The sequence below is a fragment of the Stenotrophomonas sp. 169 genome, from assembly GCF_014621775.1.
Classification (GTDB): Bacteria; Pseudomonadota; Gammaproteobacteria; order Xanthomonadales; family Xanthomonadaceae; genus Stenotrophomonas.
This window is the reverse complement of the sequence record NZ_CP061204.1, coordinates 3,696,892-3,714,901: the sequence shown is the minus strand read 5'-3', so window position 1 is coordinate 3,714,901 and position 18,010 is coordinate 3,696,892. Positions and strand designations below refer to the sequence as shown.

General features: G+C 63.8%; 15 protein-coding genes. 4 read left to right on the top strand and 11 right to left on the bottom strand.

Annotation, left to right across the window (positions count from 1 at the left end; all coding sequences use genetic code 11):
• Positions 1-3: 3 nt before the first annotated feature.
• Together ICJ04_RS16295 and rpoH are read left to right on the top strand one after the other, a co-directional pair.
• The gene (locus ICJ04_RS16295) at positions 4-3,642 is read left to right on the top strand and encodes a hypothetical protein (protein ID WP_188325214.1); all 3,639 of its coding nucleotides are present in this window, start codon (positions 4-6) and stop codon (positions 3,640-3,642) included.
• 284 nt (positions 3,643-3,926) lie between these two features.
• On the top strand, positions 3,927-4,802 hold the full coding sequence (rpoH, locus tag ICJ04_RS16290; RefSeq protein ID WP_188325213.1) for an RNA polymerase sigma factor RpoH: 876 nt from the start codon (positions 3,927-3,929) through the stop codon (positions 4,800-4,802).
• Positions 4,803-4,995: 193 nt separating this feature from the next.
• On the opposite strand, the gene purD is transcribed toward rpoH, so the two are convergent.
• The 6 genes from purD to prmA all read right to left on the bottom strand — a co-directional run bounded on the left by purD (position 4,996) and on the right by prmA (position 11,317).
• Positions 4,996-6,282 carry a phosphoribosylamine--glycine ligase gene (gene purD, locus ICJ04_RS16285; RefSeq protein WP_188325212.1) on the bottom strand — a complete coding sequence of 429 codons (1,287 nt, stop codon included), beginning with the start codon at positions 6,280-6,282 and terminating at the stop codon, positions 4,996-4,998.
• A 75-nt stretch (positions 6,283-6,357) separates the two neighbouring features.
• Positions 6,358-7,389, bottom strand: coding sequence for a RhuM family protein (gene rhuM, locus ICJ04_RS16280; protein WP_188325211.1), 1,032 nt, complete (start codon positions 7,387-7,389; stop codon positions 6,358-6,360).
• 99 nt (positions 7,390-7,488) lie between these two features.
• Complete coding sequence (gene purH, locus ICJ04_RS16275; RefSeq protein WP_188325210.1) at positions 7,489-9,072, bottom strand: bifunctional phosphoribosylaminoimidazolecarboxamide formyltransferase/IMP cyclohydrolase; 1,584 nt, start codon at positions 9,070-9,072, stop codon at positions 7,489-7,491.
• Between the two features lie 107 nt (positions 9,073-9,179).
• Entirely contained in the window at positions 9,180-9,455 is a 276-nt protein-coding gene (gene fis / locus ICJ04_RS16270; protein WP_188325209.1) for a DNA-binding transcriptional regulator Fis, read from the bottom strand.
• 117 nt (positions 9,456-9,572) lie between these two features.
• Complete coding sequence (locus ICJ04_RS16265; RefSeq protein WP_188325208.1) at positions 9,573-10,346, bottom strand: DUF3426 domain-containing protein; 774 nt, start codon at positions 10,344-10,346, stop codon at positions 9,573-9,575.
• A 50-nt stretch (positions 10,347-10,396) separates the two neighbouring features.
• Complete coding sequence (prmA, locus tag ICJ04_RS16260) at positions 10,397-11,317, bottom strand: 50S ribosomal protein L11 methyltransferase (RefSeq protein WP_188325207.1); 921 nt, start codon at positions 11,315-11,317, stop codon at positions 10,397-10,399.
• A gap of 159 nt (positions 11,318-11,476) precedes the next feature.
• Here prmA and ICJ04_RS16255 point away from each other — a divergent pair, with 159 nt between their 5' ends.
• Complete coding sequence (locus ICJ04_RS16255; protein ID WP_188325206.1) at positions 11,477-12,448, top strand: hypothetical protein; 972 nt, start codon at positions 11,477-11,479, stop codon at positions 12,446-12,448.
• On the top strand, positions 12,445-12,813 hold the full coding sequence (locus ICJ04_RS16250; protein WP_188325205.1) for a hypothetical protein: 369 nt from the start codon (positions 12,445-12,447) through the stop codon (positions 12,811-12,813). The genes ICJ04_RS16255 and ICJ04_RS16250 overlap by 4 nt, the downstream gene beginning before the upstream one ends.
• Positions 12,814-12,863: 50 nt before the next feature.
• Here the strand turns inward: ICJ04_RS16250 and accC are convergent, their stop codons facing one another.
• From accC to ICJ04_RS18545, 5 genes are all read right to left on the bottom strand, one after another.
• Positions 12,864-14,231 carry an acetyl-CoA carboxylase biotin carboxylase subunit gene (gene accC / locus ICJ04_RS16245; RefSeq protein ID WP_188325204.1) on the bottom strand — a complete coding sequence of 456 codons (1,368 nt, stop codon included), beginning with the start codon at positions 14,229-14,231 and terminating at the stop codon, positions 12,864-12,866.
• Between the two features lie 10 nt (positions 14,232-14,241).
• Positions 14,242-14,727, bottom strand: coding sequence for an acetyl-CoA carboxylase biotin carboxyl carrier protein (gene accB / locus ICJ04_RS16240; protein ID WP_188325203.1), 486 nt, complete (start codon positions 14,725-14,727; stop codon positions 14,242-14,244).
• 59 nt (positions 14,728-14,786) lie between these two features.
• Entirely contained in the window at positions 14,787-15,230 is a 444-nt protein-coding gene (gene aroQ, locus ICJ04_RS16235; protein ID WP_188325202.1) for a type II 3-dehydroquinate dehydratase, read from the bottom strand.
• Positions 15,231-15,534: 304 nt separating this feature from the next.
• Entirely contained in the window at positions 15,535-16,449 is a 915-nt protein-coding gene (locus ICJ04_RS16230; RefSeq protein ID WP_188325201.1) for a nucleotide-binding protein, read from the bottom strand.
• Positions 16,450-16,930: 481 nt separating this feature from the next.
• Positions 16,931-17,368 (bottom strand): SOS response-associated peptidase family protein, encoded by a 438-nt coding sequence (locus ICJ04_RS18545; protein WP_342589182.1) that lies wholly within the window; start codon positions 17,366-17,368, stop codon positions 16,931-16,933.
• Positions 17,369-18,010: the final 642 nt, after the last annotated feature.

The window sequence follows — 18,010 nt, the reverse complement described above, 5'->3', positions numbered from 1 at the left end:
CCCATGGAGAAGACCCTGAAAGCCGAACGCCGCATGACCTCGTTGCTGCTGCTGGCGATGCTGCTCCCCACTGCGCCGGTGCTCGCGCAGCAGGTACTGCCTGCGGTTGATCCGCCGGCCATCCGCTGTGACGCCGACAACTGCCGCAACGACGAAGGGCTGTTGCTGCGGATCCGCGGCGACGCGCCATCACCGCCAGCAGCCGATAGCGTGCCGCTGGCACCCTCACCAGTGGCTGCACGTGATGGCAGCTTCATGTCCGAGCTGCCCAACGGGGGCGTGGTATGGGCCACGGAAGATCCGAGCATGGTGCCGCCCAGCCTGAGCGTGCAGTCGGCGGCGACGGTGCCGTTCGAGAACGGACGCCTGGTGCGCCCGCTGCGCTTCCACAGCTACAACAACTACGCCTCGTTCATCGAAAGGCTGGAGGTCACGCTGTACCGCGGCACCGACACCGATCTGGTCACCCCGCTTGCGCGCATCGACCTGCCGGCGGGCTACGTGTCCGAAGCCGAGTGGGATGCGCAACTGCCCGAGCAGATCACGCTGCGCACCGGCGATGACCTGATCTACGTGGCGCGTGCCTACGGTGCCGGCGATGCGTTCGATGAAACGCAGATCCAGCGCATCCAACTGGTCACCCCGGCCGACTTCGATCGGGGCCTGCAGGTCACCCGGGACAACGTGCAGAAGACACTCGGCCAGGCACTGGACGGTGAGAACGCGCAGGCGCTGCAGGTGAGCAACAGCATCTACGGACAGAGCCAGCTGCGCCTGCAGAACATTCCCATCCACGGATCGCGCGTACGCGTGTACGGGCGTGGACTGGAGCCGAACAGCCGGGTGACCATCAACGGGCAGAGCTTCCCGGTGGACCTGGAGCAGAAGTTCGCGGCAGAGTTCCTCGAACCGGTGGGCGCCCACCGTTACGACGTGCAGGTGGAGGCCAAGGACATGCCCAGTGCCGAGCGGCAGCTGGACGTGGAGGTGACCGGCCGTTACCTGTTCGCGGTCGCCATCGCCGATGTCACCGTGTCGAAGAACAGCGCCAGCGGCAACCTGCAGCCACTCGCCGCCGATGACCGCGATGACGACAGTTTCCTCAGCGAAGGGCGCTTGGCGTTCTACCTGAAGGGGAAGATGCGCGGGAAGTATCTGCTGACGGCGCAAGCCGACACCCAGGACCGCGAACTGAAACACCTGTTCCGGGATTTCTGGGACGCAGATCCGAGCGATGTGTTCCGCCGCCTGGATCCGGATCTGTACTACCCGGTGTATGGCGATGATTCCACCACCTGGCGTGATGTCGACACGCAGGGGCGGCTGTACCTGCGCCTGGACTGGGACCAGAGCCAGGCGATCTGGGGCAACTACGCAACCGGGATCACCGGCACGGAATATGGGCAGTATGTGCGTTCGTTGTACGGCGGTGCCTTGAACTGGCGGTCGCTGGAAGCAACCCCGTTGGGCGAGGCGCGCTCGCAGTTGAAGGTGTTCGGCTCCGAAGCGCAGTCCGCGCCCGGCCACAGCGAGTTCCTCGGCACCGGCGGCAGCCTGTACTACCTGCGCCACACCGATGTGCTGCCGGGATCGGAACAGGTGGTGCTGGAAGTGCGTGACCGCACCACCGGCCGCACTGAAACCCGCGCCACCCTGCAGGAAGGCGTGGATTATGAAATAGACGACCTGCAGGGGCGATTGATCCTGACCCGGCCGCTGGCGATGTTGACCCGCGAGAACGTTCGCAGCATCACCCGCGACATGCCGCTGGATGGCTACGACCAGCTGCTGCTGGTGGACTACGAATACGTGCCGCTGGGGTTCAGCAGCGATGACGTGACGATGGGCGCGCGCGGACGGCAATGGATCGGCGACCACGTGGCAGTGGGTGGCACTTGGGTGGAGGAAAACCGCAGCGGTGAGAACTACACCTTGAAAGGGGCGGATCTCACCTTGCAGGCGGGTCGTGGCACCTATGTAAAGGTGGAGCACACCGAGACCGATGCCACGGCGGCACCGGTGTTCTACTCGGACAACGGCGGCCTCAGTTTCATCCGCCGCAATCCTTACGAAGTGCAGCGATCCGGCAGCGCCACGGCGGTAGAAGCGCGCGCCAACCTGCGCGAGCTGGGCTGGACCACGCAGGATTGGAGCATGGGCGCCTGGTGGCGCGATGTGGACGCGGGCTTCTCTGTCGCTCGCCAGGACACCGGGTTGGCGGTGCAGGAATACGGTGCCGAGTTCCTCGGCTACCTCACCGACGACTTCAGCCTGTACGGCCGCCACACGCGCACGGAGCAGGGCGAGCTGGCGCTTGAGCAGAGCCAGCTGACAGCCGAGTGGCGGCTGGGCAACGACGGCCAGGTGACCGGCGAACTGCGTCGCGTACGCGAAGAGCAGAGCCTGCAGACCGTGGATGCACTGCTGGCGGCCATCGGCTATCGGCAGCGGTTCGGTGCATCGTGGGAGCTGTACGGCACCGGCCAGGCCACGGTGGACGATGATGGCGGCGCCTACGAGAAGAACGACCTGCTGACGTTGGGGGCGCGGTATCTGTTTGGCGACCGCAGCAGCGTGGGGGCCGAAGTCAGCGGCGGCAGCCGCGGCCACGGTGCGAAAGTGGATGCCGAGTACCGCATGGCGCCGGACCACAGCCTGTATGGCAGCTACAGCTACAGCAGCGACCGTACCGGCACTGATCCGCTGTTCGATACCGGTCTGCAGTCCGGCTGGACCTTAGGCCAGCGCTGGCGCCTGAGCAACCAGGTCAATGTGTACAACGAAAGCCAGTACCTCAAGGACCGTCGCCAGGACAACGCCGGCCTGGTCCACACCTTTGGCATGGACTTCTATCCGGCACAGGGCTGGAACCTGGGCTTCACCCTGATGGACGGTGAACTGGAATCCACCCTGGGGCGGATCGACCGCCGCGCCTACAGTGTCAGTGGCGGCCGCACCGACGCGGTGGCGCAGTGGAACAGCAAGCTGGAATACCGGCATGACTCCGGTGCCGAGCAGCGCGAGCAATGGGTCACGACCAACCGCCTGTTGTACAAGCTCAACGAAGACTGGCGGCTGGCGCTGCGCGCCAACTATGCCGACACCCAGGACCGTATCAATCCGGTAGCGGACGCCAAGCTGGTGGAAACCAACATGGGCTTTGCCTGGCGGCCGCATGACGACACCCGCTGGGCTGCCTTTGGCAAGTTCACCTATCTCTATGACGTGGCGTCGCTGGGGCAGGAAGGCGGCAACCTGTACGACCAGCGCTCGCAGATCGTTTCCCTGGAGGGCATCCGCCAGCTGGGCGCGCGCTGGGAAGTCGCCGTCAAGCTGGCCTCGCGCTGGGGCGACTACCGCACGGGCCGTGGTGAAGGGGCCTGGCTGGACAGCCGCGCCGACTTCGCTGCCCTGCAACTGCGCTATCGCCTGTTCGAGAAGTGGGAGGGGCTGGCCGAGCATCGCTGGCTGAAAGTGCGCGACGGCGGCGTCCGCAAGGGCTGGCTGCTGGGCGTGGACCGCCGCGTGGGCGAGAACTTCAAGATCGGCGGCGGCTACAACTTCACCGAGTTCAGCGACGACATGACTGAGCTGCGCTACGACCAGAAAGGATTTTTCCTGAATCTGGCCGGGTATTACTGAGGCATCCGGCGCAGCCCACCGTCGTCGTCTGAATGCCCGACAACCCTTTGTGGCTGAATGGGCCGCTACGGCGGCTCGTTCAGCCAGTTTGCACGTCTTTTCGCCCGTATTTTTCATTCAACCCGCTGATTTAAAAGGTGTTTACCGTGATCGATAAGGCTATCGCCACTGTCACCAAATCGCGGTAGGGTAGACGGGTAGTCAGCGCCATTGTTCTGCCAACGGAACACTGGAACTTTTTCAACCTTTAGCAGTCGAAGTATCGGACTGCTAAGATGGAACCCATGAGCCAGAACACCTCTACTGCCCTTGTGGCAAATAATCTCCCGATTCCCAGTGCGCTCGGTTCGCTGGACGCCTACATCGGTGCCGTGCACCAGATCCCGGTGCTGTCGGTCGATGATGAGCAGGACCTGGCGCGTCGTTTCCGTGATCAGACCGATCTGGACGCGGCCCGCGAGCTGGTGCATTCGCACCTGCGCTTCGTGGTGCACGTGGCCCGCGGTTACAACGGCTACGGGCTCGCCTTGGGCGACCTCATCCAGGAAGGCAACATCGGCCTGATGAAGGCCGTCAAGCGCTTCGACCCGGACATGGGCGTGCGCCTGGTGTCCTTCGCCGTGCATTGGATCCGTGCCGAAATGCACGAGTTCATCCTGAAGAACTGGCGCATCGTGAAGGTCGCCACGACCAAGGCGCAGCGCAAGCTGTTCTTCAACCTGCGCAAGTCGAAGAAGCGCCTGGGCTGGATGAACGCAGCCGAAGTCACGGCGGTCGCCAAGGACCTCAACGTGTCCGAGCGCGAAGTGCTGGAGATGGAGTCCCGTCTGTCCGGACGCGATATCGGTTTCGATGCGCCCAGCGATGAGGACGACGACCATGCACCGCCGTCGCCGGCCGCGTACCTGCGTGCCAACGAAGAAGATCCTTCGATGGCCTACGAGCGTGCGGACAGCGAAGACAACCAGCTGCAGCTGCTGCGCGAAGGCATGGCCGAACTGGATGCCCGCTCACGCGACATCATCGCCCGCCGCTGGCTGGATGCCGACAGCAAGGTCACGCTGCAGGAACTGGCCGACGAGTACGGCGTGTCCGCAGAGCGGATCCGCCAGGTCGAAGCGAACGCGCTGAAGAAGATGAAAGCGCTGTTCACCGCCTAAGCGGAGACAGTCGCTGCATACAGAAACGCCGGGCACTGCCCGGCGTTTTTCATTGCAACGCGCCCACCGTGCGACACGTCTACCGCACGATGACGCGTTTACCGGTAGCGCCGAGCCATGCTCGGCGAGCGCAGCGGCAGATCAGCGCCGCACCCGGTCCCCACACGTCGCGCAGGCCCACCATGCACCCGCCTCAGCTTTCGCGGGCAATCGCGCGCCAGCCGATGTCATTGCGGTGGAACTCGTTCGCCCACGTCACCTTGGCCACGCCCGCATAGGCATTGGCCTGCGCGTCGCGCACGCTGTCGCCCAACGCAGCCACGCACAGCACGCGGCCACCGGCGCTGACCACGTTGCCTTGCGCATCCAGTGCGGTGCCTGCATGGAACACCTTGGCGGTGTCCGGCACAGCATCCAGACCCGAGATCACATCGCCGGTGATGGGGGCCTCCGGGTACGGCGCAGCAGCCAGCACCACGCCCAGCGACGGACGCGGATCCCACTGCGCCTGCACCTGGTCCAGCGTGCCGTCGATGGCTGCCTGCACCAGGTCCAGCAGGTCCGACTGCAGGCGCAGCATGACCGGCTGGGTTTCGGGATCGCCAAACCGCACGTTGAACTCGATCACCTTTGGCGCGCCCGTCGCGTCGATCATCAGCCCTGCGTAGAGGAAGCCGGTGAACGGGATGCCATCGGCGATCATGCCCTGCACGGTCGGATTGACCACCTCGCGCATCACCCGGGCATGCACCTCATCGGTCACCACTGGGGCGGGCGAGTAGGCGCCCATGCCACCGGTATTCGGACCGGTATCCCCGTCACCCACCCGCTTGTGATCCTGCGAGGTCGCCATCGGCAGCGCCGTTACGCCGTCGACCATGGAAATGAAGCTGGCCTCTTCGCCGTCCAGGAACTCTTCAATCACCACCCGCGCGCCCGCATCACCGAACGCATTGCCGGACAGCATGTCGCGCACGGCGGATTCGGCTTCGTCCAGCGTCATCGCCACGATGACGCCCTTGCCGGCCGCCAGGCCGTCGGCCTTGACCACGATCGGTGCGCCCTTTTCGCGGAGGTACGCCAGCGCCGCGTCCACATCGGTGTGCACGGCGTAGAACGCGGTCGGGATGTTGTGGCGGGCGAGGAAATCCTTCGCGTAGGCCTTGCTGCCTTCCAGCTGGGCGGCGGCGGCGGTCGGCCCGAAGATACGCAGCCCGGCATCGCGGAAGCGATCCACCACGCCGGCCACCAACGGGACTTCCGGGCCAACGACGGTGACCGCCACGCTCTCGGACTGCGCCAGCGCCAACAGGCCATCCAGGTCGGTGACCTTGATGTCCACGTTGCGACACTTCGCCTCGATCGCGGTGCCGGCGTTACCGGGGGCAACCAGCACTTCGGTGACCTGCACGGACTGCGCGAGCTTCCAGGCCAGGGCGTGTTCGCGGCCGCCGGAGCCGATGACAAGGATCTTATGCATGTTGGGATGTTTCCGGGTCGGGAAGCTTGAGAAAGAAGTTTGAGGCGTGAAGGAGTGCCGCGCTATGCCTCCCTGCTACCGCGTTTCCTTGCTGGAAGTAGGGGTCAAGCGCTTGGCTTCAACTCGCAGTTGTTCAAGGTCGTCAATCGCCTGCTCCTCATCCATCAACGTCTCTGACGCGCGGCGCTGATCCTCAAAGACAGCGTAGCGCTCGTTGACAATCGCTTCCATCTGCTCGCGCGATATGCGGCCCGGGCCAGTCAGAACGTCACGGTCGTTGAAGTCGAGGAATCGGTCGGTCTGCACGATCCAGTCCGCCATGCGCGTTTCAATACGCCGCATGGCGCGATCCTCGGCAAAATCGAGGAACATGGTCACCAGCCGGTTCAGCTGACTCAGCTCCTGATCCTGCAGATAGTTCTTGGACACAACAGCATCCGCCTTGCGTATACGGCTTCCGCTCCAGTTGGTCAAACCCATGTGAGCGACCTCGGGATCGGCGCGCTCCACAATCAATTGGGCAGCGGTGCGCCCGGTGACGGCGTACACCAGCTTGTTCTGGATAGTTGCGAAGAAGATCTTGGCCGTCTGCGTCGTGCCGTCGTAGTCGCTGCTGCTTGTTCTGAACAGCTCACGCAGTGCTTGGTAGAACCGCTTCTCGGAACTCCGGATGTCGCGGATGCGCTCCAGCAGCTCGTTGAAGTAGTCAACGCGCTCTGCATCTTTGAGTCGCTCATCGTTGATCAGGTAGCCCTTGACCAGATACTCCGCCAAGCCCGTCGCCGCCCAGTGTCTGAACTGGGAACCGCGTGGGGAGCGAACTCGAAACCCCACAGCCAGAATCAGCTCCAGGCGATATGCTTTTGTTTTATAACGTTTTCCATCCGAGGCAGTCGTCAAGTAATACTTGACTACTGCTTCTTCAACCACCTCACCCTCGGCGAAGATATGACGGATATGCAGGCTGATGTTCTGTTTGGTGGAATCAAACAGGTCAGCCATCTCGGCCTGCGTCAGCCAGGCAGAGCCATCGGCGGCGCGGAGGTGGATATCCGTGCGACCGTCCTCGGTGCGATAGAGGATCAGTTCGCCGTTGTTGGCGTTCATGTGATCACCTTCTGCGTGCGGCGATACGACGGTTCAAAAGTACTACAGAGGACGGTGTGACGACCAAACGGTCGTCACGCACCAAAGGCGTGATTCCTGTCAGTGACGGAAGTGCCGCACGCCGGTGAACACCATCGCCAGGCCGGCCTCGTCGGCTGCGGCAATGACCTCGCTGTCGCGCATCGAGCCACCCGGCTGGATCACCGCCTTGATCCCTGCCGTCGCGGCGGCATCGATGCCGTCGCGGAACGGGAAAAACGCATCGGACGCCATCACCGATCCGTCCACCACCAGGTTCGCATCAGCGGCCTTGATGCCGGCGATGCGCGCCGAGTACACGCGGCTCATCTGTCCGGCACCGACGCCGATGGTGCGGTTGTCCTTGGCATACACGATGGCGTTGGACTTCACGAACTTGGCCACCTTCCACGCGAACAGCAGGTCGGCGAACTGTGCCTCGGTCGGCGCCACCTTGCTCACCACTTTCAGCTCGTCGCGCGTCATGCCGCGGTTGTCCGACGACTGCAGCAGCAGACCCGAGCCCACGCGCTTGCTGTCGAAATTGTTGATGCCATCGCCATGCGGAATACGCAGCACGCGCACGTTGGCCTTTTTCGTCGCGTACTCCAGTGCAGCCGGTTCGTAATCCGGGGCGATCAGCACCTCGACGAACTGGCGGTCCAGGATCACCTGCGCGGTGGCCAGGTCCAGCGGCTTGTTGAAGGCGATGATGCCGCCGAAGGCACTGGTCGGGTCGGTCGCGTACGCAAGCTCATAGGCATCGCCGTTGCCGGCGCCTACGGCCACGCCGCAGGGGTTAGCATGCTTGACGATCACGCAGGCCGGCGCGTCGAACTGGCGCACGCATTCCCACGCCGCATCGGCATCGGCGAGGTTGTTGAAGCTCAGTTCCTTGCCCTGCAGCTGCTGGAACGTGGCCAGCGTGCCCGGCACCGGGTACAGGTCGCGGTAGAACGCGCCGCTCTGGTGCGGGTTCTCGCCGTAACGCAGATCCATCACCTTCACGAAGGAGGAGTTCATCTGCGCCGGGTATTCACTGCGCACCGGCACGGCCGCATCGCGCGATGCCACGGCGGACAGGTAGTTGCTGATGGCGGCGTCGTACTGCGCGACGCGGTTGAAGGCCGCGACCGAGAAAGCAAAACGCTTGGCTGCCGACAGCTGGCCATCCTGCGCCGCCAGTTCGGCCAGCAGCTCGTCGTACTGCGACGGGTCCGTTGCCACGGCAACGCGGGCGAAGTTCTTCGCTGCCGAGCGCAGCATCGCCGGGCCGCCGATGTCGATGTTCTCCACCGCATCGTCCAAGGCGCAGTCGGCCTTGGCGGTGACCGATTCGAACGGGTACAGGTTCAGCACCAGCAGGTCGATCGCTCCGATGCCATGCTCGGCCATCACTGCATCGTCGATACCCGCACGGCCCAGCAGGCCGCCGTGCACTGTCGGATGCAGGGTCTTGACCCGGCCGTCCATCATCTCCGGGAAGCCGGTGACATCGGCGACGTCCTTCACCGGCAGGCCCGCATCGCGGATCGCCTTGGCGGTACCGCCGGTGGACAGCAATTCCACGCCGCGCGCGGCCAGGGCAGTCGCCAGTTCGATCAAACCGGTCTTGTCGGAAACGGAAAGCAGGGCCCGACGGACGGGCAGCAGGTCAGCACTCATGGGAACAGGGCAACGGCAGCAGGCGGGGCCGATATTGTAGGCCGTGTGCACCCCAGGGTGGGGTCAGGCGCCTGTTCCTGCGGAAAAACACGCGATCACGGCCGGCCTCAGGCCGAGATGCCGTATTCCTTCAGCTTCTTGCGCAGGGTGGCGCGGTGGATGCCCAGCATCGACGCCGCACGGCTCTGGTTGCCTTCGCAATGGTTCAGTACTTCCACGAACAGCGGTATTTCCATCTCACGCAGCACGATCTCGTACACATCGTCGGCATCGCAGCCATCCAGGTCGCGCAGGTAGCGGCGCACGGACTGGGCGACGTGTTCGCGGAGCGGAGGACGCGCAGCGCCACGACTAGTGTCAGGACGAGAGAGTACAGCGTTCAATGGGAATCCCGATCTGGTGGCCGCGCCGGAGCGGATGCTGGCGCTGGCGAAGAAGGTGGTGGCGACCAGTCTAGCGCGAGCGGCAGCCCCCTGCACGGGTGGCCGCTCGTACGACCCTCACAGGAAGTCGAAGTTGAATGCGACCGTGGACGCCGCAGGCTCCCTGACCCTGAAGCTGATCTGCGTGCTTTGTCCGGGCTCCAGCGGGGGAGCGGCCGCGCCGTCGGCGGCCAGGTAATCGACCGGCGTGAACACGCCGGTGCCGATCACGCGTCCATCCGCATCGGACAGTGACAGACGCAGCGACGGCCAATCCTGTGCCCAGCGTGCGTCGTTGCGGACACTGGCCTGTACCTGCAGCGCACCGGCCTGGCCGGGCACCGGACGCACGTCGCGGCTCAGCATGGTGAACGCCGTCGGCTCGCGCCAGGTCGGCAGGCTGCAGCGCAGCACGCTGCACACCAGGCTGATCATCGGGCGGGTGCTGGCATCGCTGGCAAGCCGGCCCCGGTCTGCCACGGCCACCTGCAACAGCAGCACCACGGTCAGTGCGGCCACGATCAGCCATTGCCATCGGGGCGTGTGCAGCGGTGACGTGCCGCGCAGGAAAACCGGTTCGACGGGCGACGCCGCCGCTGCCACCGTGTCAGTTGCGTCAGCGTGCATCGCGACGCTGTCGTCTGCCTCGTCTGCGTCGTCTGCGGCCGTCGCAACGACCGCCTCGACCGCTTCCACCGAAGCGTCCGTCACCGGCACGCTGTCCGCCGATTCATCGGTCGCGTGGCGCACAGCCGGGTCAGCATCGGTCAGCGGCGGTCCTTCCTGCTGCGGCTCAGCAGCAGGACGCAGGAAAGTGGCCAACGGGCGGCGGGGCAGGGGCGGTTCGGGCATGCGAGGTGCCGGCTCGGATCGAAGGGCTATTCAATCACGTCCAGACGCGCTCAGGCGCGCCGTACGCCGGTGATGCGCATCCAATCGCCGTCCTGGGTCGCCTGCAGGTCGTCGAACCACGTGGCGTACCGCTTCAGAAGATCATCCTCCTGGCCATGCAGGATGCCCGACAGGGCGATGCGACCGCCGCTGGCAACACGCGCCGCCAGCAGGTCGGCCAGCGCATCCAAAGCAGAGGCCAGGATGTTGGCGACCACGATGGGATAGGTGGCCACCGGTTCGTCCTGCGGCAGGTATACGTGCATGCGCGGCAGCTCGCCGTTGCGTTCGGCGTTGTCCGCCGTGGCGATCAGGGCCTGCGGGTCGTTGTCCACGCCGATCGCTTCGGCCGCGCCCAGCTTCAGCGCAGCCAGCGCCAGGATGCCCGAGCCGCAGCCGAAGTCGAGCACCCGCTGGCCCTGCAGCAGGCCTTCGCCCGCCAGGCCATCCAGCCAGCGCAGGCACAGCGCGGTGGTGGGGTGGGTGCCGGAGCCGAAGGCCAGGCCAGGATCCAGCCGCACCACGGCTGCATCGGCGGCCTGCGCGGCCTCGGGCAGCTCGTGGTTCCACGGCACGATCCATGCGCGCTGGCCGAACGGCATCGGCGCGAACTGGTCCAGCCAGACGCGCTCCCAGTCCTGGTCTTCCACCGCTGCGAAGCTGACGGTCGACCAGTCCAGGCCATCATCGAAGGCTTCCAGTGCGGCCAGCAGCAGCAGGCCGTCGGCGTCGTGCGGGAACAGCGCGCTGAGCACCAGCGCGTCCCACATCGGGGTCTCGCCGACGCCCGGTTCCAGGATGGCCCGCTCGTTGCTGGTGTCGGCCTGCGCATCGAGCAGGGTCACCGCCAGCGCGCCGACATCCTCCAGCGCGTTCTCGTAGCGGGGCTGGGTGGCTTCGGTGCAGCGCAGGGTCAGTTCCAGGAACGGCATGGTGGCAGGCGTAGTCCGGCAAAGAAGGGAATGCTAGTCGATCCGGCCCGCGCACCGAAATCTCCTGCGATCCTGAGACTGAATCGCGGTGCCCGGACAAGCACGCATCCCCTTGCTAGACTCGCGACCTTGCCTTGCGAGTCAATGGCTTGTAACCCGATGGCGTCCGTGCCTGCCCTCAAAACCTGGTTGTTCGTTCTGCCTGCCGTGGTATTGCTCGGTGCGGCAGGCGTGCGCATGGGCGATCACCTGAAGCAGGTTGACGGATCGGGGCGCATGGCAATGGAACAGGGCACGGCACCGCAGCAGGACACCGCACAGGCGACGCCGTCGCTTCCCGCCGCATTGGCGCGGCGCCTCGCCAGCGAATCCACGCTCAACAGCGTGCCGTCGGGGCTGCCGCTGGACATCCGCGCGGACATCGAAGGCGATACGGATCTGTTTGCGTATGCGCAGCGGCTGCGCTGGCAGGCCGACAGTGGCAACGTCGAAGCGCGCTGGATGCTCAGCCGCGTGTACGACTACTGCAGCCAGTACGCCAATGATCCGGGCGGCTACCAGTTGGACAACACGGTGCTGAACGGCATGGGCGAGCGCGCGTCGACGGCCATGGCATCGGCCCGCCAGCGCGTGGCCGCGCGGTGTGGTGGTTTCGTGGCCAGCGACGGCCTGGGCTACCCGTTGGTGTTCGCCCAGCGCCGTCAGGCCGCCCAGGCCGGCAACCTTGCCGCCGAGGCATCGCTGTTGGCTGACGGGCAACCGCTGCAGACCGATGAAGACTATCGCCGCGGGCTGGTGCAGCGCGTGCGCGACTCACACGATCCAGAGGCCTACATGGCGCTGGCGCCGGCGATGGGCATCCGCGCATCGGGCGACCGCGCGATGACCGGGCTGGTGGCAGGCGAGGCGTTGAGCGAACTGGCGTGGCGCGTTGCCGCCTGCGAACTGGGCATGGCCTGCGGCAGCGACAGCGTGCTGATGAACAGCTTCTGCGCCAACGGCGGCATCTGCAGCCAGCAGACCGACCAGGATTTCACTGATTTTGTTTATGACGCTGCGGTATCGCGGCAGGGTGCCGAGAAAATGACCGAATGGGTCGAAGAACTGATTGGAAAGAGGAAAGGGCGATGAACTACCGTCGAGTCCTGCACGGTGCGAAGTTCTGGTTCTGGGTGGCGTTGTTCGTGGCCTACTCCGCCGGTGCGGTGGGGCTGCTGATGATCGATACCCAGGAGGAACGTTACCGACGATTGTCCTCGGTGGAACTGACCAAGGTGCAGTCCACGCCGGATGCGCGCCGCAGCGGTGCCAGCCAGGTGGCCGCCGTGTATCGCGCGCAGAGTGGCATGCCGTTCAATTCGCTGCCGGCCGGCAGCACCTTCCAGGTGGTCTGGCCCGATGGCTCGACCGAGACGATGATGATCGTCGACCCGACCTCGCCCAACGGCGTGCGTCCGGTACCGGGCAGCCAGATCGCCGCAGACCCCCGTCCGTAAGACGGGGGCGTGATACGCAGCGCCGAGCCCCGCTCGGCGCTGCCATCGGCTTACGTCAGCGCAATCGACTTCGTCTTGCGCTCGTTCAACCGCTTTTCCAGGTAGTGGATGTTCTGCCCACCGGCCTGGAAGCCCTTGTCGCGCATGATGCGCTGCTGCAGGGCCACGTTGGTCTTGATGCCATCTACCACCATCTCGCTCAGCGCCACCCGCATGCGGGCGATGGCGGTCTCGCGGTCCGGTCCGTGCACAATCAGCTTGCCGATCATCGAATCGTAGTTCGACGGCACGCGATAACCCGCATAGATGTGGGTGTCCACGCGCACACCCGGGCCACCCGGTGCATGGAAGGCGGTGATCTGGCCCGGACTCGGTACGAACGTTTCCGAATCTTCCGCGTTGATGCGGCATTCAATGGCATGGCCGGTCAGCACGATGTCGCTCTGCTTGATCGACAGCTTCTGGCCCGCGGCGATCTTCAGCTGCTCCACCACCAGGTCGATGCCGGTGACCATCTCGGTGACCGGATGCTCCACCTGGATGCGGGTGTTCATTTCGATGAAGTAGAAGTTGCCGTCTTCGTACAGGAACTCGAAGGTGCCGGCGCCGCGGTAGCCGATGCGTACGCAGGCTTCCACGCAGACCTTGCCGATCTGTTCGCGGGCTTCGGCACTGATGCCCGGTGCGGGCGCTTCTTCCACCACCTTCTGGTGGCGACGCTGCATCGAGCAGTCGCGCTCACCCAGGTGGATGGCGTTGCCCTGGCCGTCGGCGAGCACCTGGATTTCCACGTGACGCGGATTCTCCAGGTACTTCTCCATGTAGACCTCACCGTTGCCGAACGCGGCCTTGGCTTCGCTCTTGGTGGTTTCGATGGAGGTCTTCAGCGACGCTTCGGCATGCACCACGCGCATGCCGCGACCGCCGCCACCGCCGGACGCCTTGATGATGACCGGGTAACCGATCTCGCGGGCGATCTTGGTGTTGGCGACGATGTCATCGCCGAGCGGACCACCCGAGCCCGGCACGCACGGCACGCCGGCAGCCTTCATGGCACGGATCGCTTCCACCTTGTCGCCCATCAGGCGGATGGTGTCTGCCTTGGGGCCGATGAAGATGAAACCGGATTCTTCGACACGTTCGGCGAAGTTCGCGTTCTCCGACAGGAAGCCGTAGCCCGGATGGATGGCCTGCGCGTCGGTGACTTCCGCCGCGGCGATCAGCGCCGGGATGTTGAGGTAGCTGTCCGTCGATGCAGCGGGACCGATGCAGACCGACTCATCGGCCATGGCCACGTGCTTGAGGTTGCGGTCGACCGTGGAGTGCACGGCCACGGTGCGGATGCCGAGGGTATGGCACGCGCGCAGGATGCGCAGCGCGATTTCCCCTCGGTTGGCAATGACGATTTTATCGAGCATGGTCTGCCCCTCAGCCGATCACGAACAGGGGCTGGTCGAATTCCACCGGCTGGCCGTTCTCGCCGAGGATGGCGACGATCGTGCCCGACGCATCGGCTTCGATCGGGTTGAACATCTTCATCGCTTCGATGATCGCCAGGGTCTCGCCTGCCTTGACCTGCTGGCCGATGCTGACGAAGGCCGGCTTTTCCGGCGACGACGACGTATAGAACGTGCCAACCATCGGCGAGCGCAGCACGTGGCCTTCCGGCAGTGCGTTGCCCGGCTTGGCGGTGCCGCCGGTGGAGGCTTCGGTCGGGGACTGCATCGGCATCGCCGGGGCAGCGGCCGCTGCCGGGGCCATCATCATCTGCGGCGGCGTGGCCGCCATCTGCGCGAAGGTGCCGACCGGTGCGCGCGACAGGCGCACGGATTCTTCGCCTTCCTTGATCTCGATCTCGGCGAGGTTGGACTCTTCCAGCAGGTCGATCAGTTTCTTGATTTTGCGCAGATCCATGGGGGCCTCTTTGTTTTTGATTATCTGGGGTGGGAAGGGCGCAGGCGCCCGTTCGGATTTCAGACGCTGGACAGCCGCTGTACGGCGGCATCCATCGCGTAACGGTAGCTGTCGGCACCGAAACCGCAGATGACGCCGATCGCCTTGTCACTGAAATAGCTGTGCTGGCGGAAGGGCTCACGCGAATGCGGATTGGACAGGTGGATTTCGATGAACGGCACGTCCACGGCTGCCAGCGCATCGCGAAGGGCGACGGAGGTGTGGGTGAACGCGGCCGGGTTGATCAGGATGAAGGCGGTGCCATCGGCACGCGCGGCCTGTATGCGGTCCACCAGCACGTGCTCGGCGTTGGACTGCAGGCTTTCTACTGTGTGGCCTGCCGCCGCGCCCTGCGCATGCAGCGCCTGGTCGATCTGGGGCAGGGTGGTGTGGCCATAGACCCCCGGCTCGCGCGTACCGAGCAGGTTGAGGTTGGGGCCGTGCAGGACCAGCAGTTTCGCCATGGGAGCCGAACAACAGGAAAGGGCGGCAGTCTGGCGGAAGCTGGAGTTGATGTCCAGTTCGGCGAAGTTATGCGCGTTTCAAGCAATTGTTTGAATGCGGGCGTGCTTGTGGGGTGCGGCGTGTTGCTCTTGGTTGTGCGGCTCAGCATAGCTGGTGGGAATAGGGGCGCTGGTGGCCGAAAGCTGACTCCCAACCGATGCGATGTAAGCGCGCTCGATCATTGGCGAGGACGGCGCGCAGCGCTTCTCAAGTACGCGCTGTCCGGCACCAGTCAGCGGGCCAACCACACCGGGCTCGACCGACTTAAACCTGATAGCCCGCTGCCCTCATCTCCTTGGTCAGCTCGTCCTTCCAGCGCTCTTCAGAGTCCAGCTGGATGTACACCACTCCACTGATATCGTTAGGAGTCTCGATAGGGCCCTTCACCATGGCGGCCACTCGAGAACGCCCCAATTTCCCGATCAGAAAACCGTGTTCAAATACTACGTTCTGGCGTGCGCGGTATCGCGCTGTCAGGCACCCGGCTGGAGCGCCCGTATCACAGGGCGTGTAGAGCACAACACCGAATCCAACATTCGAATAGCTCTCGATCTTCTCGATAATGGTTCGGCCCGAACTTGCCTGCATGTGCAGGATGATCGGCTCGAGCCCGACGCTACGCACGAACTCTGCCATTTCAAGCTTGGCAATCTCATCATGCCCGTGCACCACAAAAACCTGCCTGGTATCAAACTCACCCGCGGGTGTTGGAGTCGGGGCCGGATCTGGTGAGCTCGGAGCTGCGAGTTTAAGCGATGCATCCACCTGTTGAGGGGTTACAAAGCCGCGCCTTTCTAGGATCTCGAAGATCGGCTCATCCTTGATGGCCCAGTGGGTGTTCCCAAGCTCCCAACGCCCTAGATCAATCTCTGACCGAAGCGCGTCGATGGCCCCTGGAGCGAGGGGTGGAAATATCGGATCGAGCTCAAATTTGATTACTACGGAGGCCTCCCGGACTCGAATGCCCGTGATCCGGCCGACTCGTGATTCGATTACTTCGTGTTCAACCACAAAGAGGCATGGAAAGGACTTGATCTCCTCAATCACTTTGGGGCTGAGCGACTTGAATCGCTGTTTGATTTCCTCCGCCGTGTACCCGTTTATCACCCGAGACTTGTCCATCTCAAAAGAACCCGACTTCCAACTATCCTCTCTCGACGAGATCAAAAGATTGAACATGCAATACCCCTGGATAATTTTAAGTCTTGGCTACTGCTAATTGCGCCAACTGCAGAAGCGGTCCCGTCGAAGTGTCATCGAAATTGGGTCCTGCACGCTCGGCTCTTTTCCAGGCAATGCTTCGTGGACTGCCCACTCGAATCCGTCTCCCCGCATAACCTTATCGCGCTCGAGGCGTGCAATCTTGGCCAACTGCCTCATGCGGACCGAATCAAGCGGCATATTGAGCTCCCTCAAGTCTTCGTCACTGATGGAATCGACAAGCGCGCTAACGACGGAACGTGCAATCGCGTAAAGTGCCCAGCCATGTTCATCAACGGGGGCATTCTGCTCAATAAAAAGTGATGTTGGCCGCCATATGTACTCAAGGTGTTGCCGCCGGACGGCGGCGGGCTAGGAGAGCGATGCGAATCCCTTCTATGGTGCATCGAATACGTCGACACCCATTTCCGCCCCAGAGTAATAGATTGCCCTGCCCTGATCAAACAATCCGTACGAGCTGCGCGGCTATTTTGTACTCGTAGAAAGGGGCGGGGCGCTTGTCATCAAAGATCGCGTAAAGAGCCAGCAGGTTCGCCGGATCCGGGTTGAGCCAGGTCTCGATATGGTCGGGCTTGATGTTGATCACGGTGCGGTCGTGGCCGGCAGCCGCGACTTCGGGCTCTGGCTCATCTGTCATTGCGGCAAAGCACATTATGTCCGGTTCGATGCCTTCTGGGTCCTGCCAGTTCGCCCATAGACGGACCACGAGCATTGGTTCGCCGCTACTTGGGTTGAACTGGAGCCTCTGATTCTGGCCATCAGGTAGCTCTACGTTGTCCAGGAAAGAGTCCACCACGATCAGTCTGTGGGTGTACCCAAACTGCTTCTTCCAGTAGCGCCCTAGATCGTCCCGGCGGGCGTTGTAGTTACCCGACATGCGGCGCTTGGCCCCCTCCCTGACCCAATCGCTCGACGCTGGCAGGCCTGGCTTCCGCAATCGGTGCCGCATCGGCTTGATGGCGTACCTATCGCCCCCCGCACGAGCACAGGGGCGTACCATTGAGGGAAGACACTCCAGTCGCTCGCCTTCAGCTCTGTCCGGTGTAGGTCTCCCAACCATCGCTTCAGCTGGTCGATCTTGCGGCCAGCGATGCTCCGACTTCCTTCTCAGCTGTCTTTGTGAACTTCTGGGCGAGCTTTCGCTCGTCGTCAGCTAGGCGCTTCGACTGCTTGAACAGTTCTGTCTGCCACCCCAATACGTCCGCGGCGAAGCCATCTTGGAACGAGCGCCGGGCACCCTCCGGGAGCATCGCATCGACCGTCTGGATTAGACCCTTCGGAACCCGACGGCGTTTGCCCCCGTTGTTCTTTAGTCTGAGCTGCGAACTTGGCTAGAGACATGACCGGCCGAAAGCCCGCAAGAGCTTCTTGTGGGCGGCATCGATCTGAGCTGAATAGCACACAGACCACCGCCTGATAATTGGGCAACAGCAAATCTGCCCAAACAATACCTCCCCCGGGGAATGCGTTGATCCACTCCAGCGAAAAAGAATCCAGTGGCCAAGGCTGACACCTCCAG